The organism is Brevibacterium marinum (assembly GCF_011927955.1).
Lineage (GTDB): Bacteria > Actinomycetota > Actinomycetes > Actinomycetales > Brevibacteriaceae > Brevibacterium > Brevibacterium marinum.
Map to the genome: position 1 here is coordinate 4,028,981 of NZ_JAATJN010000001.1, position 14,226 is coordinate 4,043,206.

A 14,226-nucleotide genomic window follows, 5' to 3' on the forward strand; every position below is an offset into this window, starting at 1 on the left:
TAACTCTCGTTCGCCGAGGTATCCCTGAGACTGCATGATGCAAAGGAGCAACAACATGAAACATGGATCCCAAATCAACGGTTCGCGGGTGCTGATCACTGGTGCCGGCAGCGGGATCGGACGCTTGATGGCCCTGGATGCCGCCGCGCGTGGAGCCTCGGAGATCCTGATCTGGGACCTCTCGGAAGAGCGTGGACAAAGCGTTCGAGATGAGATCGTGGCGACTGGGGCGAAGGCCCGTTCGTTCTCGGTCAATGTGGCCGATTCCGATCAGGTCGCGGTCGTCGCGGAAGCGACCGGGCCCGTGGATGTCCTCGTCAACTGCGCCGGAGTCGTCACCGGCAAGAAGCTGCTGGATGCCGACGAAGAATCGATCCGGCGCGTCTTCGATGTCAACACTCTCGCCCTGTACTGGGTGACACGGGCCTTTCTGCCCGGAATGCTCGAACGTGACCGCGGCACAGTGGCCACGATCTCCAGCGCCGCAGGATTCACCGGCGTCGCCAAGCAGACCGACTACTCGGCGAGCAAGTTCGCGGCGGTCGGCTTCACAGAGTCTCTGCGCAGTGAACTGCGCGCCGAAGGCAGCAACGTCCAGACTCTCGTCGTCTGCCCCTACTACATCAACACCGGCATGTTCGAAGGCGTGCAGACCAAATTCCCCCGCCTTCTGCCGATCCTCGAAGAGACCAACGTCGCCACCAAAGTCATGGACTCCATCGATTCCGGGCGCGAGCAGCTTGTCATGCCCTCGCTGGTCCGCATCCTGCCGGCAGCGCGAATGCTGCCGACAAGGCTGTTCGACAAAACGATGGACTTCCTCGGCGTCAACAAGACCATGGATCACTTCACGGGACGTCGGCCCATGACCCCGGAACCGAATACTGCCGCACCGGCCGAGGAAGTGGAGTCTGCCGCACGATCCCAATTGCAGAATTGAGGACGGACGCGGCCAGGTGGACAATGAGAGGAAGAGCATCGGCACCTAGGCCTCCGGAAGACCGACGCTCCTGAGACACCGAGCCTGCTGAGGAGGACGCCATGGCCGTCACCGATCTGGTCCTCGAGGGCGGAGGGGCGAAGCTGCCCGGGCTCGTCGGCGCTGTCGATGCGCTGAGCTCGGCGGACTACTCCATCCATCGCATCGCCGGAACCTCGGCGGGTGCGATCGTCGGCGCACTGACCACCGCGGGCTTCCCGCCCGAGAACCTCATCGAGACGATCCTCGACCAGGACTTCACGGACTTCGAGGACCTCGGCCCCGCCTTCCACCTCGTGCCGTGGCTCGGGAAGATCCAGGGGCTGCTGTTCCACAAGGGAATGTATCTCGGCACTGCGCTCCACGACTTCCTCGCCGATGCCTTGGCCTCGCAGGGCATCCGCACCTGGGGAGACCTCCGCCTCCACGACCCGCACAGCGCCCTACCCTGGGAACGGCAGTATCGGCTCGTCGTCATCGTCTCCGACGTCTCTCGCGGCCGGATGCTGCGTCTGCCCTGGGACTACGAGTCCGCTCTCGGCCTCGACCCGGATTCGCAGTCCGTCGCCGAGGCGGTCTGTGCCTCGGCCGCGACGCCGTTCTTCTTCCGGCCACGGTCCTTGCCCGCAGCTGCAGGCGTGGCGGGCGGCAACTCGGTGCTCGGTGCCGATGGCGGGCTGCTCTCGAACTTCCCCGTCGACATCTTCGACCGCAAAGACGAGAGGCCTGCCCGCTGGCCGACTCTGGGCGTGATGCTCTCAGCCAGGGAGCCGGCCGACACCCAGTGGCGGCCCAACGCGAACACGTATCAATACGTGATCTCGCTCCTGTCGACCATGATCAATGCCCACGATCGACGTCATATCGATGAGCCCTCGGTCACCGATCGGACGATCTTCGTCGACACCTCCGGCCACAGCAGCACCGATTTCGCACTCACGCGGGAGGACAAGCTGGGGCTCATCGACGCTGGTCAGTCCGCTGCTGGGGAGTTCCTGAGCTCATGGGACTGGCAGGCGTGGAAGGAACGCTACGATCGACACTGACCAGGCAGCACCTGCGAGGAGGCCGTGGCCCGTGCGACAATGTGGGCGTCTGCAGGCATCACCACCGAAGGAGCGATCATGAGCGATAACCCCAACGATCCGACACAGTGGCAGGACGAACCCGAGATGGGTGGCGAACCGACCCTCGAAGAGCCCACGGCCGATGAGCTCAACGACCCGGAGCTCTTCGCCGCCGAAGTCGAAGCCGACGACGTCGACACGGAACTCGACGAACCCGAGACCGACGCCGCTGCCGGTGCCGCAGACATCGTCGAACCCGGCGCGGAGGGCCCGGACGGAAGCGGCATCGAAGGTGCCGATGACGAACTCCTGGATGCGGAAGCTCCCGAAGACGGCAACGATGCGCCCGACATTCCGGGCGAATTCTCCTCCGATGCCTCACCGGCCGCCGAACAGGGCAACCGTTTCGGAGACGAGATGGTCACTGAGGATCAGGACGAAGACGAAGTCGCCGCGCTCGCCGGCGACGGCCTCGACGTCGACGCCCTTGCCGACGACGGTGTCGAAGAGGTCGCCGTCATCGACGGCATGCCCGAGGTCATCGACGACAACTTCGACGAAGACTGAGCCGCTGGGGCTAGTCGCCCAGCTCGGAGACCACCCGGTAGGACAGCACATTCGCTGTCTCTGCAGGGTGGTCTTCTCTCATTGTGCGCAGGGACGACAGCGCCGCTGACATCGCAGTTCGATAGAGAAGTGAGCCTGTGCTGATCCTGGCCACGCCCACCTCAGCGAATCGGCTGCGCGCGAAGCGCGGACTGGACAGCACATTGATCGGCAGCGGGCAGGCGTCGACGATCCGAGCGATGACATCCAGGTCGAGGTCGCCGGGAACGAAGATCCCATCGGCCCCGGCATCGACATAGCATCGCATCCGCTCGAGGGTGTCGCCGAGGCGATCCTGACCGGTCCAGTACGTGTCGATCCGCGCGTTGACGAACAGATCCGGATACGCTTCCTTGATCGCGGAGACCTTGCCTGCCAGCGCGAGCGGTTCGACGAGCCGACCGCGTGCAGAGTCCTCGATGTTGATCCCGTCGACGACGAGAGCCGACTCCGCAGGTCCGAGGCGCTGCCGCAGAATGCCGAGGACAGCCTCCGGGGCATCGCCGTACCCGTCTTCGAAGTCGCAGGTCAGCAGCCGATCCGGCAGTGCCCGTGACATGTTCGCGATCAGCCCGGCCATGGCATCGAGAGACTCACGGCCCTCATCGGCAGCGCCGATGCCGGCGGCCACTCCGAGACTCGTCGTGCCGATGGCCGGGTGACCCGCCTCGGCGAACAATCGGGCGCTTGCGACATCCCAGGCACAGGGCAGGAGGAACGGATCGCCCGGCCGGTGCATCTCGTGGAAGGCAGTGCTCATAGAAATGTCACCTCGGTCGTCAGGATCCAGTCGAGCCTCTCTCGACCGGCCGATGTGAGTCTCAGCGATCGACTGTTCGGGCGGCGGACGATCCAGGTGCGGTCGATGAATTCGCGGCACAGTTCGTCTCCGAGCCACCCACCGAGGTGGGACCGCCGTTCCGTCCAGTCCAGGCAGGCGCGGGTGACCGGGCGAGACGACTTCGGCACGGTGGGCACTTCGATGCCCCACGCCTCGGCGATGGACTCCCGGCCCGAATCGGTCACGGTCACGCTGTCGTCGATCCACCAGTTGGCGCTCAGCGCTGCGAACAGCTGGATCCCGAATCGGCCGGCGATGTGCTTGTAGCACGTGCGCGCCTCGAGGAGGTGGCGATCACGCGTCTTCGCCGCCAGTGACGGAGCGGATTCGACCCGTTCCCCTGCCAGAGCGCCAGTGTGCTCGAGCCAGTCCGCAATGCCGGCAGATGCGAGCTGGACATAGCGGTGTCTGCCCTGGCGTCGCTCCCTCAGGACGCCGCGATCGATGAGTAAGCTCACGTGTTCCGAGGTCGAAGACATCGGAAGGCCCAAGACTCGCGACAGCTCCGTCAGCGTCCAGGCTCTGCCGTCGAGGACGCTGGTGCAGATCATCACTCGTGTGGGATCGGCGAGCGCCGAGGCCAGTGCGGCGATGTTCGGCACCGATTCCGGATAGCTCCTGCTCATGAGCCCATCTTATGACTGCCACGGTTCGGGGTGGGTCGAAGTGTGTTAGAACGAGAGGGGAAAGGAGTCGTTCATGTCGTCATCCCCCTATCCCCATGCGAGGCAGTTCGATCTGCCTCATGCGGGATCCGGCCGCCCTGTTCATCGGCTCGGCATCATCGCCACCGTCGCCACCTTCGGCGGACTGCTCTTCGGTTATGACACCGGCGTCGTCAACGGTGCGCTCGAACCGCTGAGCGAGGACTTCGGTCTGACCCCGCTGTCCGAAGGTCTCGTCGTCGCCTCGCTCATGGTCGGTGCCGCCTTCGGAGCGGTCTTCGGCGGTCGCATCGCCGACGCCTTCGGCCGCCGGCACACGATCCTCCTCTTGGCCGGCGTGTTCATCATCGGCACGCTCGGCTGCGTTCTCGCTCCGGGTGAACAGTTCCTCATCGGCTCCCGCTTCGTTCTCGGATTGGCCGTCGGCGGCGCCTCGGCCACGGTCCCGGTCTACCTGGGAGAGATCGCCCCGTCGGAGAAGCGCGGTTCGTTCGTCACCCGCAATGAGCTGATGATCGTCTTCGGCCAGCTCGCCGCGTTCGTCATCAACGCCGTGATCTTCAACGTCTGGGGCCACGTCGACTCCATCTGGCGCTGGATGCTCCTCATCGCGCTTCTGCCCGCGATCGCCCTGCTCGTCGGCATGGTCTTCCAACCCGAGAGTCCCCGCTGGCTGATCTCGAAGGGCCGCACAGAGGAGGCTCTGGCAGTGCTCAAACAGGTCCGCTCCCCCGAACGCGCCGAGGCGGAGGTCGCCGAGGTCACCCACCTTGCCTCCGAAGACGCCAAACAGGCCACCGGTGGCCTGTCCGACCTCGGCACCCGGTGGGTGCTGCGTCTGGTCATCATCGGCGTCGGTCTCGGGTTCTTCCAGCAGCTGACCGGGATCAACTCGGTGATGTACTACGGGACGCAGCTGCTGAGCAATGCCGGACTCGACTCGGGTGTGGCGATCATCGGCAACATCGCCAACGGGGTCTTCTCCCTGGCGGGCATCTCGCTGGGCATGTTCCTGCTCAACAAGCTGCCGCGCCGCATCATGTTCCTCACCGGCTACGCCCTCATCGCCCTCTTCCACATCCTCATCGCGCTCACTGCGGTCTTCGTCCCGGCCGGCCCGGCCCAGGCGTGGACGGTGCTCGTCTTCCTCGTTCTCTTCGTCTTCTCGATGCAGGGCACGGTCGGGCCCCTGACCTGGCTGATGCTCTCCGAGATCTTCCCGATGAAGATCCGCAGCTTCGCCATGGGCATCTGCGTGTTCGTCCTGTGGATCATGAACGCCATCGTCGCTCAGTTCTTCCCGCCGCTCATCGAGGCGATGGGCATGACCGCGACCTTCGGCATGTTCGCCGGCTTCGCGGCCATCGCCTTCATCTTCCTCGCCGTCCTCCTCCCCGAGACCAAGGACAAGGATCTGGCGCAGTTCGAGCGCGAATTCAAAGCGAAGTACGGCAGGAAATGATCGTCGACGACCGTTCACCAGACAGGAGTCATCATGTCAGTCGCAGTTGCAGTCACCGACAGCCCCGAGGGCCGCACGGCTCTGGACAGTGCCGCCGCCGAGGCGCGAGCGTTGGATACCGGTCTCCTACTCATCAACCTCACCCTCCACGACCTGACCGACGATGAGATCCCGCGCGATCTCGAGGTCACGCTCATCAACCGGTCCGGCCGTGGCGACCGTGACCCGGTCGCCGCCGTGATCGATGAACTGCATGACCACGCCGAGGTGGGCCGGCTGGTCCTCGGGGTGCGCAGCCGGTCCCGGGTGGGCAAGGTGCTGCTGGGTTCCGTGGCTCAGAGGCTCATCCTCCGCTCTCCCGTCCCGGTGCTCACCGTGAGGGTCAATCGGTCCGGGGCCTGATGCCGGGCTCCGGCCGCATGGCATAGGCTGGACTGCGACCTGCGAACCGCCGAGGTGAAGGAGCTTTCGTGGAGGATATGACAACCGAGATCTCGGCAGCGGACCGACTTGAAGACGCACTCTCGGGCCGGATCGACCATTCCGCAGTCGACGCGATCGCCGACCTGTCGCATCAGGTCTCGCTTCAGGAGCTCACCCGCCTCGTCCATACCTCCACCCCGCTGCAGTCGGCGGTCCTGTTCCGGATTCTCGACAAGGACGTGGCCGTGGCCGTGTTCGAGAACCTGCCACCGGGCTATCAGGCCGAACTGCTCCAGAATCTGCGCGAACCGGAGGTCGCCGACATCGTCGAGGGCCTTGACCCCGATGACCGTGCCGAACTCTTCGGTGAGCTGCCGGCCGGCGTCGTCACTCAGCTGATGAAGGGCCTCGACGCGGACGAGCGGAAGATGACGACCGCGGTGCTCGGCTACCCGAAGTCCGCGATCGGCCGCTACATGTCACCGGAGGTGCTCAGCCTCCACGAGGACTGGACAGCCGCCGAGGCGATGGAGGTCGTGCGCGCTCGCATCGACGGCCCCGAGACCGTCTACCTGCTGCCCGTCGTCGGACCCGGTCGTGTCCTCCTGGGCGTGGTGTCGCTGCGCAACCTCATCGCCGCCGACCCGGACACGCCCCTGTCAGAGATGGTGCGCGAATCGATCACGGCTCATGCGCTGACCGATCGCGAGGCCGCATCCCGCGATTTCCTCTCCCACCGGCTCATCGCGATGCCCGTCGTCGACCAGGAGGAACGGCTCGTCGGAATCCTGACGATGGATGACGTCCTCGACATCGTCGATGAGGAAGATGCCGAGGACATCGCCCGTTCCAGCGGTTCAGAGCCCCTCGACCGCTCGTATCTGTCCAGCTCCATCATTCGCCTGGTCCGCAGCCGCATCGTGTGGCTGCTCGTCCTCGCCGTATCCGCGATACTGACCGTCCAGGTCCTTGAGGTCTACGAGGAACGGCTCGACCAGGTCGTCATCCTCGCTCTGTTCATTCCTCTGCTCACCGGGACGGGAGGCAACACCGGCAACCAGGCCGCGACGACCGTGACCAGGGCGTTGGCCGTCGGTGAGGTGCGGATCCGCGACCTGGGCCGCGTCATCTGGCGCGAGCTGCGCGTGGGCTTCCTGCTGGGTGCGGTGCTCGGTGTCCTCGGCTTCATCGTCGCCGGCTTGGTCTACGGGCCGGCGATCGGCCTGGTCATCGGGCTCACCCTGCTGTCGGTGTGCATCATGGCCGCCACCGTGGGCGGGCTGATGCCGATCATCGCGAAGCGAGTCGGTGCCGACCCTGCCGTGTTCTCCAACCCGTTCATCTCCACGTTCTGCGACGCCACGGGTCTGATCCTCTACTTCTCGATCGCGACGGCGGTGCTGGGGCTGCGCTGAAAACATCGTTCGGGCTCACGCCGACCAGGCCGCCCACAGTTGCGCGTAGTGGCCGCCGGCTGCGACCAGTTGGGAATGCGTGCCCTCTTCGACGATGCGTCCGTGCTCCATCACCAGGACGCGATCCGCGGTCTCGGCCTGGCTGAGCCGGTGGGCGACGACGAGGGCCCCGCGCCCGACGAGTGCGGCCTCGGCGGATTGTTCGAGGGCGTGGGCACCGGCGGATCCGGCTTCGGCAGTCGCCTCGTCGAGGACCGCGAAGTCGGGGTCGGCGAGCACCAGCCGGGCCAGGGCGATCGACTGCTCCTGCTCGGCGTTCAGCCTGGCCCCGCCGTCGCCGACCTCGGTTGCCAATCCTCGGGAGAGCTCGGAGACCCAGCCGGCGCCGACCGTGTTCAGTGCGGCGGTGACCTGCTCGTCCGTGGCGTCGGGGACGGGCAGAGCAACGTTCTCGCGCAGGGTGCCGTTGAAGGTGTGGACCTCCTGGGCGACCATCGTGATGTGGGACCTCAGTACCGTTTCCGGCAGTTCGGTCAGTGGTTCGCCCTCCCCCGCCGAGGCGGCTGTGCCCGATTCGAGTACGGCACGTCCCAGCGTGGGTGCCGAGAGACCGGCTGCAATACGCGCAAGTGTGGACTTGCCCGCCCCCGTGGTGCCGACGACGGCGACGACCTCCCCGGGATCGAGGCGCAGGCTCACGCCCTTGAGGACGTGGTTCCTCGATTCCGGTTCGTCATCGTAGGTGAACCACAGGTCCTCGAGGATCAGGGAAGGACGGTCGATGCAGTGATCGGTCGACCGCCTCGGCGAGGTGGAAGCTTCGTCGATGACACCGACCATGCGGGTCAGCGAGGCGCCGGCGGATTGGATCTGGTCGAAGAGACCGACGAGGGCTCCGATGGGGTTGAACAGGCGGTGGAAGACCAGGGCTGCAGTGGTCACGGCGCCGGCCGTGGTCTCGCCGAAGGAGACCAGGGCGAAGCCGGCGACCAGCAGCAGGGAGAGCACGACAGCCTCGGCGCGGTTGTTGCGTCCGAAGGCTCGGGTGAGGAATCGGAACACGCCGATCGACAGGTCCCGGGCCTGCCCCGAGGCCGCATCGATGCGCGCCAGCTCCCCGGCTTCGGCGCGGTAGGCGCGCAGGGTTCGAGCTCCGGTGAGTCCGCCCAGCAGACGTCCGGCACGACGGCCGAAGGCGGCGCGCTCCTCCTTGTAGATCGGTTCCGACCTGGGCAGGTACCAGCGCAAGGTCAGCCAGTACATCGGCAGGGCAACGAGACCGACGAGTCCGAGCCGCCAGTCGATCGCGGTCAGACCGGCGGCTGAGACGATGACGATGAGCAGGGACTCGACGACGAGCGGCAGCACCTGCGCGGCCGCCTCACTGATCTTGCGGGAGTCATCGGCGACACGGGAGACCAGGTCGCCGGTGCCGGTGGATTCGACACGCTGGGATTCGAGTCTCAGTGCGGACTCGACGACCTGGGTGCGCAGATCCCCAACGACGGGCATCGTGATGTGGGCCAGTGCCCATGCCCCGATCCACGTGCCCAGTGCCATGATCACACCGGCGACGGCGACGGCGATCGCGCACTCGACGACGACCTCGGTGCCGGCTCCCGCGGGAAGTTCGTCGACGAGGCGGCCGATCGCCCACGGCCCGACGAGTCCGGCCGCGGCGTTGGCCACGCCGGCAGCGATGAGGAGGACGACCCAGCCCCAACGCGCGCGCAGAAGCGGGGACAGATGTGCGAACGAGCGACGCCTGGAGGCGATCGCCAGGGTCGTCTGTCCGGGTGCCGCGCTCATCGGGTCACCGCATTCCGGTAGGCCTTCGCTGATGCGTCCACGGCGGATGCGTCCGCGGCGGCGAGGAGTTCGGCGTGCCCTCCGACGAGGACGGGGCCGGTGGTGGGCACGAAAACGACGGAATCGGCAGCGGCGAGGAAAGCCGGTGCGCTGGTGAAGACGATGGTGGCCGCTGACTCGCGGGAGGTGCGCAGGTCCTTGAGCCCCGCCGAGATCCGTGCTTCGGTGACGGCGTCGACGGCGGTGGTCGGTTCGTGGAGGACGAGGAGCCGGGGATCGGCGTGCAGCGCCCGGGCCAGGGCCACGCGCTGACGCTGTCCTCCGGAGAGGTTGCCGCCGAGCTCCTGGATCCGGTGGTCGAGTCCGGCGTCGACGAGGCCGAGGAGCTCGTCGGCGCCCGAGGCGGCGAGCACCTCGGCGGTCACGGGAGCATCGTCGGTGCCCAGGATCATGGTGATGTTCGAGCGGATCGTGCCTTCGAACAGGTCGACCGTGTGCGGTGAGACGATCATCTGGTCGGGTCCGGTGCCGCGGGCATGGGTGGCCAGGGCCGCGAGCAGCTCGGTCTCCGACTCGGGGTCTTCGGCGACGATGCAGGTCAACGCCCCGAAGGCGGTGGTGAAGTCGACCGTGCGTTCCTCCCCCACTGCCCAGCTGCGGACGCCGACTGCTTCTTCGGAGAAGTCGATGGTCGGCGCCGGGGCGGTGGTCCGGGCCTGCGATGTCGCTGCTGTCGGGATAGGAGCATCCGCCTCGTCGATGTCGGTCAGCAGCTGGGAGATCCGCTGGGCTGCGCCGTGGGATTGGGCGAAGAGGCCGACGATCTCGGCCAGGGCGCGCATGGGTTCGGTGAGGAAGGCGGTCATGCCGAGGATGCCGATGAGTGCGCCGACGCTCATCTGTCCCTCGAGGAGGCGAAGGCCTGCGACGATGAGGACGATCGCGAGGACGACCGACATGACCAGCGCCCCGAGGCCCGCGAGCCGTCCGGTCCGCTCACCTGTGGCGATGCCGGCGTCGGCGGCTTCGTCCGAGGTGTGACGGTAGCGGCGCACGGACCAGGGCTCGCCGCCCATGGCCTTGATCACGCGCAGGCCGTGCATGAGGTCGGAGGCCGAACGGCCTGCTCTGGCCACCGCTTCGAGCTGGGCGCTCGCCTTGGCGGACACCGAGCGGCTGGGCAGGGCGACGATGAGCAGGCCGATGGGCACGGCGATGAGGACGACGAGACCGGTCACGGGGTCCGCGATGAGGAGGAAGACTGCGGCGGCGATCATCCCGAGGACGGAGGCGATGCCCCGCCCCAGCTGCGCGAAGGACTGGGCTGCCGTGTCCGCGTCCGCCGAAGCGATCGACAGGACCTCGCCGGAGGCCCGGTCGGGAGGCAGGTTCGCCGAGGTGAGCGCGGCGTGGGTGAGCTCGACGCGCAGTGCGTGTGCTTCGTGTTCGCGGGCGGCGTTGCAGAATCGGGCACCGAAGCGATAGCCGAGGCTGAGGAGAGTGAACAGCAGACCGATGCCGATGATGGAGGCGATGAGCATCGGCAGGGACAGCGGGATGATCGCGGCGTCGACGACGATGCCGATGGCCACGGGCACGATCGCTTCGCAGACCTGCCAGATCGACATGGTGATGACGCCGGGGAGCAGGAGGCCGAGGCGGCGTCGGGCGGCTCTGCGGAGGAGAATCGAACCTGATGAGGGAGTCTGCGACACGAAGGCTACCCTAACATTATGCGATCGGTCGCGAGGGTCGCGCTTGGGTTTACGATGGCTTCATGGGCACCAGGCTCGATGACAAGATCTCGTCCGCGGCCGACCGCACCATCGTCATCACCGGTGGCAACAGCGGAATCGGTCGGGCGGCGGCTGCAATGCTGGCCGGCATGGACGCTCGAGTGGTGCTTACCGTGCGCGACCTCGACAAGGGGCGGTCTGCGGCCGAGACGATGCGCGGCCCCGTGGACGTTCGTCGGCTCGATCTCGCCGACCTCGCCTCCGTGCGCGCCTTCGCTGAGGAATTCACCGACCCGATCAATATCCTCATCAACAACGCCGGGATCATGACGCCACCGTTCGGGCACACCGCTGACGGGTTCGAGTCACAGTTCGGGACGAACCACCTCGGCCATTTCGCTCTCACCAATCTGCTGCTGCCGCAGATCCGCGATCGCGTCGTCACCGTCTCCTCGATCGGACACCGAACCGGCACGATCGACTTCGACGATCTCGACTGGGAGCGCAGAGCGTACAGGCCGATGGCTGCGTACGGGCAGTCGAAGCTCGCCAATCTGCTCTTCACCTCCGAACTGCAGCGACGGCTCACCGAGGTGTCCGCCCCCGTCATCGCGACTGCGGCCCATCCGGGTCTGGCGGCGACGAACCTGTACCAGCGGGAGGGAAGTCGCGTGCTCGCTTCCGTCACCGAGGCGGTGATCGGGCTGATCTCGCAAAGTGAGACTCAAGGGTCCCTGCCGACGCTGTGTGCGGCCACCGCTGACATTCCGGGCAACAGCTATGTCGGTCCGGGCAGCTTCTGGCAGACCCGGGGCGAGCCGAAACTCGTCGGTCGGTCCGCTGCAGCCGAGGACGCCGAGGTGGCTCGGCGTCTGTGGACGGTGTCCGAGGAGCTGACCGGGGTGGAGTTTCCTCTATCGACCCTGTGACACCCCGCGCAGTTCTGTACAGTGACGAGATGACTGCACTGCACAACATCCGTCTGGTCGACAGCGGCTGGGCCGACGAGCCCGTCGACATCGAGTTCTCCGACACGATCACCTCGATCCGCCCTGCCGCGGAGCCCGAAACCGAACCGAGCCGGCTCCTGCTCCCCGGCCTCATCGACACCCACGTCCACCTCGGGGATCGGGAGAGACTGGTGACTGCTCGGCGTTCGGGCCTGACGACCGTTGTCGATCTGGGCACACATCCCGATTCCCGCGTGCACGAATTGCGGGCGGACGCCGAGCTTCCGTCGATCCTCAGCGCCGGATCCGCCGCCTCGGCGCCGGGCAGCACTCAGATCGAAATGATGGGCAACCCCGAAGAATCCGGAGTCTCGGATCCGGCCGACGCCGCGAGATTCCTCGACTGGAGGGTCGCAAACGGTGTCGATGTCATCAAGATCATCGCCGAGGACCCGGACGCCACCGAGGTTCCCGCACTCGACATCCCCACGTTGACGGCACTGGTCGACGGGGCGCATTCGCGTGGACTTCTGAGCGTCGCCCACGTCGTCACCGCCGCGGCCTTCGACCGGGGCCTCGATGCCGGCGTCGACATCCTCACCCACGCCCCCATCGATCGGCCGCTCGAAGACCGCACGCTCGCTCGGATGGAGGAACAGGGCACCATCGTCTCCCCGACGCTCGTGATGATGCGCGCCATCGCCGACGCCCGCCTCGGTGAGCATGCCGATGCCGCCTTCGAGGTGGCGCTGAACAACGTCCGCGCCATGATCGAATCGGGGATCACCGTCATCGCCGGCACCGACGCCAACGAGACCCCGTTCGCCCCGGTCGCCCACGGACCCTCGCTGCACGACGAGATCGCCTACCTCGTCGAGGCCGGGATGACGACTGCCGAGGCGCTGTGTGCCGCTACGAGTTCGGCCGCCGAGGCGCTCGAACTGGGGGACCGTGGGCGGATCGTCGAGGGTGCGCGCGCCGATCTCATCCTTGTCCACGGTGATCCGCTCACCGATCTCTCGGTGCTGCGCTCCCCCGCCGAGGTGTGGTCCGGCGGGCGTCGCCTCGTGACCTGACCGCGACTATCTGAAGGCCTGTTCGCCGGTGATGTGACGGCCCAGGATGAGGGTGTGGACCTCATCGGTGCCTTCGTAGGTGCGCACGGATTCGAGGTTGTTCGCATGCCGCAGCGGTGAGTACTCGAGGGTGATCCCGTTGCCGCCGAGCATGGCCCTCGCCTCTCGGCAGATGGCGATCGCCTCACGGCAGTTGTTGAGCTTCCCGACCGAGATCTGGACCGGGTCGAGTGTTCCCGCGTCTTTGAGCCTGCCGGTCTGGAGCGCCAGTAGGATGCCCTTCTGGATCTCGAGGACCATGTTCACCAGCTTCTCCTGGGTGATCTGGTATCCGGCGAGCGGTTTGTCGAACTGGAGGCGCTCTTGGGAGTATTTCAGCACCACCTCGTAGGAGTCGCGGGCGGCCCCCATCGCACCCCACATGATTCCGTAGCGGGCCTCATTGAGGCAGGAGAACGGCCCTTTCAGCCCTGTGGCATCAGGTAGGACCGCCTCGGCGGGAAGGTGGACATCGTCCATGTCGATGTCGCACTGGATGGAGGCGCGCATCGAGAGCTTCTGCTCGATCGGGGTCGCGGTGAATCCGGCCGTGTCGGTGGGGACGAGGAACCCGCGGATGCCTTCGTCGGCGGCGGCCCAGATGACGGCGACATCGGCGATGGAGGCCATGCCGATCCACCGTTTGGCCCCGTTGAGGACCCACGAGCCGTCGTCGTTGCGTGTCGCGGTGGTGGCCATGGAACCGGGATCGGAGCCGGCGGTCGGTTCGGTCAGGCCGAAGCAGCCGATGACCTCACCTGCGGCCATGCCGGGCAGGTACCGGTTCTTCTGCTCTTCGGAGCCGAATTTGTGGATCGCGGACATGGCCAGCGAGCCCTGCACGGACACGAACGTGCGGAGACCGGAGTCTCCGGCTTCGAGTTCGAGTGCGGCGAGGCCGTATTCGACGGCCGAGCGGCCCGGGCAGCCGTAGCCGTCGAGGTGCATGCCCAGCAGCCCGAGTTCACCCATCTCGGCCGCGATCTCACGGGGGAAGACCGCGCTCTCGTACCAGTCGGCGATGTTCGGGCGAATCCGTGCATCGACGAAGGCGCGGACGCTGTCGCGGAGGTCGAGTTCGGCCTCGCTGAAGAGTCCATCGAGGTCGAGGAGGTCGGATTTGTCGAGGTCGGAGGTGTCTCGTGCGCGGGTGGTCAT

13 protein-coding genes are annotated in these 14,226 nt (G+C 66.5%); 8 read left to right on the forward strand and 5 right to left on the reverse strand.

Annotation, left to right across the window (positions count from 1 at the left end; genetic code table 11):
• The first annotated feature begins 55 nt into the window (after positions 1-55).
• From BKA07_RS18125 to BKA07_RS18135, 3 genes are all read left to right on the forward strand, one after another.
• The gene (locus BKA07_RS18125; protein ID WP_167952445.1) at positions 56-940 is read left to right on the forward strand and encodes an SDR family oxidoreductase; all 885 of its coding nucleotides are present in this window, start codon (positions 56-58) and stop codon (positions 938-940) included.
• 101 nt (positions 941-1,041) lie between these two features.
• The gene (locus BKA07_RS18130; RefSeq protein ID WP_167952447.1) at positions 1,042-2,025 is read left to right on the forward strand and encodes a patatin-like phospholipase family protein; all 984 of its coding nucleotides are present in this window, start codon (positions 1,042-1,044) and stop codon (positions 2,023-2,025) included.
• Between the two features lie 78 nt (positions 2,026-2,103).
• Positions 2,104-2,613: a hypothetical protein gene (locus BKA07_RS18135; protein ID WP_167952448.1), complete on the forward strand. Its 510-nt coding sequence runs from the start codon at positions 2,104-2,106 to the stop codon at positions 2,611-2,613.
• A gap of 10 nt (positions 2,614-2,623) precedes the next feature.
• Here the strand turns inward: BKA07_RS18135 and BKA07_RS18140 are convergent, their stop codons facing one another.
• Together BKA07_RS18140 and BKA07_RS18145 are read right to left on the reverse strand one after the other, a co-directional pair.
• Positions 2,624-3,412, reverse strand: coding sequence for an isocitrate lyase/PEP mutase family protein (locus BKA07_RS18140; protein WP_167952450.1), 789 nt, complete (start codon positions 3,410-3,412; stop codon positions 2,624-2,626).
• A complete protein-coding gene (locus BKA07_RS18145; RefSeq protein WP_167952452.1) occupies positions 3,409-4,119 on the reverse strand; it encodes an ArsR/SmtB family transcription factor in 711 nt (236 codons plus the stop codon). The genes BKA07_RS18140 and BKA07_RS18145 overlap by 4 nt, the downstream gene beginning before the upstream one ends.
• 73 nt (positions 4,120-4,192) lie before the next feature.
• On the opposite strand from BKA07_RS18145, the gene BKA07_RS18150 reads away from it, so the two are divergent.
• The 3 genes from BKA07_RS18150 (at position 4,193) to mgtE (ending at position 7,458) form a co-directional block, all read left to right on the forward strand.
• On the forward strand, positions 4,193-5,620 hold the full coding sequence (locus BKA07_RS18150; RefSeq protein WP_167952454.1) for a sugar porter family MFS transporter: 1,428 nt from the start codon (positions 4,193-4,195) through the stop codon (positions 5,618-5,620).
• 33 nt (positions 5,621-5,653) lie between these two features.
• Positions 5,654-6,022, forward strand: coding sequence for a universal stress protein (locus tag BKA07_RS18155; RefSeq protein WP_167952456.1), 369 nt, complete (start codon positions 5,654-5,656; stop codon positions 6,020-6,022).
• 77 nt (positions 6,023-6,099) lie between these two features.
• A complete protein-coding gene (gene mgtE / locus BKA07_RS18160; RefSeq protein ID WP_167953387.1) occupies positions 6,100-7,458 on the forward strand; it encodes a magnesium transporter in 1,359 nt (452 codons plus the stop codon).
• A gap of 15 nt (positions 7,459-7,473) precedes the next feature.
• Here mgtE and BKA07_RS18165 read toward each other — a convergent pair whose 3' ends face one another.
• Together BKA07_RS18165 and BKA07_RS18170 are read right to left on the reverse strand one after the other, a co-directional pair.
• Positions 7,474-9,267 (reverse strand): ABC transporter ATP-binding protein, encoded by a 1,794-nt coding sequence (locus tag BKA07_RS18165; RefSeq protein WP_167952458.1) that lies wholly within the window; start codon positions 9,265-9,267, stop codon positions 7,474-7,476.
• Positions 9,264-10,982 carry an ABC transporter transmembrane domain-containing protein gene (locus BKA07_RS18170; protein ID WP_342449120.1) on the reverse strand — a complete coding sequence of 573 codons (1,719 nt, stop codon included), beginning with the start codon at positions 10,980-10,982 and terminating at the stop codon, positions 9,264-9,266. Before BKA07_RS18170 ends, BKA07_RS18165 begins: the two co-directional genes overlap by 4 nt.
• A 62-nt stretch (positions 10,983-11,044) precedes the next feature.
• Between BKA07_RS18170 and BKA07_RS18175 the strand changes: the two genes are divergently transcribed.
• Together BKA07_RS18175 and BKA07_RS18180 are read left to right on the forward strand one after the other, a co-directional pair.
• Positions 11,045-11,932: an oxidoreductase gene (locus BKA07_RS18175; RefSeq protein ID WP_167952460.1), complete on the forward strand. Its 888-nt coding sequence runs from the start codon at positions 11,045-11,047 to the stop codon at positions 11,930-11,932.
• Positions 11,933-11,961: 29 nt separating this feature from the next.
• On the forward strand, positions 11,962-13,029 hold the full coding sequence (locus BKA07_RS18180; RefSeq protein WP_167952461.1) for an amidohydrolase family protein: 1,068 nt from the start codon (positions 11,962-11,964) through the stop codon (positions 13,027-13,029).
• A 6-nt stretch (positions 13,030-13,035) separates the two neighbouring features.
• On the opposite strand, the gene BKA07_RS18185 is transcribed toward BKA07_RS18180, so the two are convergent.
• Positions 13,036-14,226, reverse strand: coding sequence for an acyl-CoA dehydrogenase family protein (locus BKA07_RS18185; RefSeq protein ID WP_167952463.1), 1,191 nt, complete (start codon positions 14,224-14,226; stop codon positions 13,036-13,038).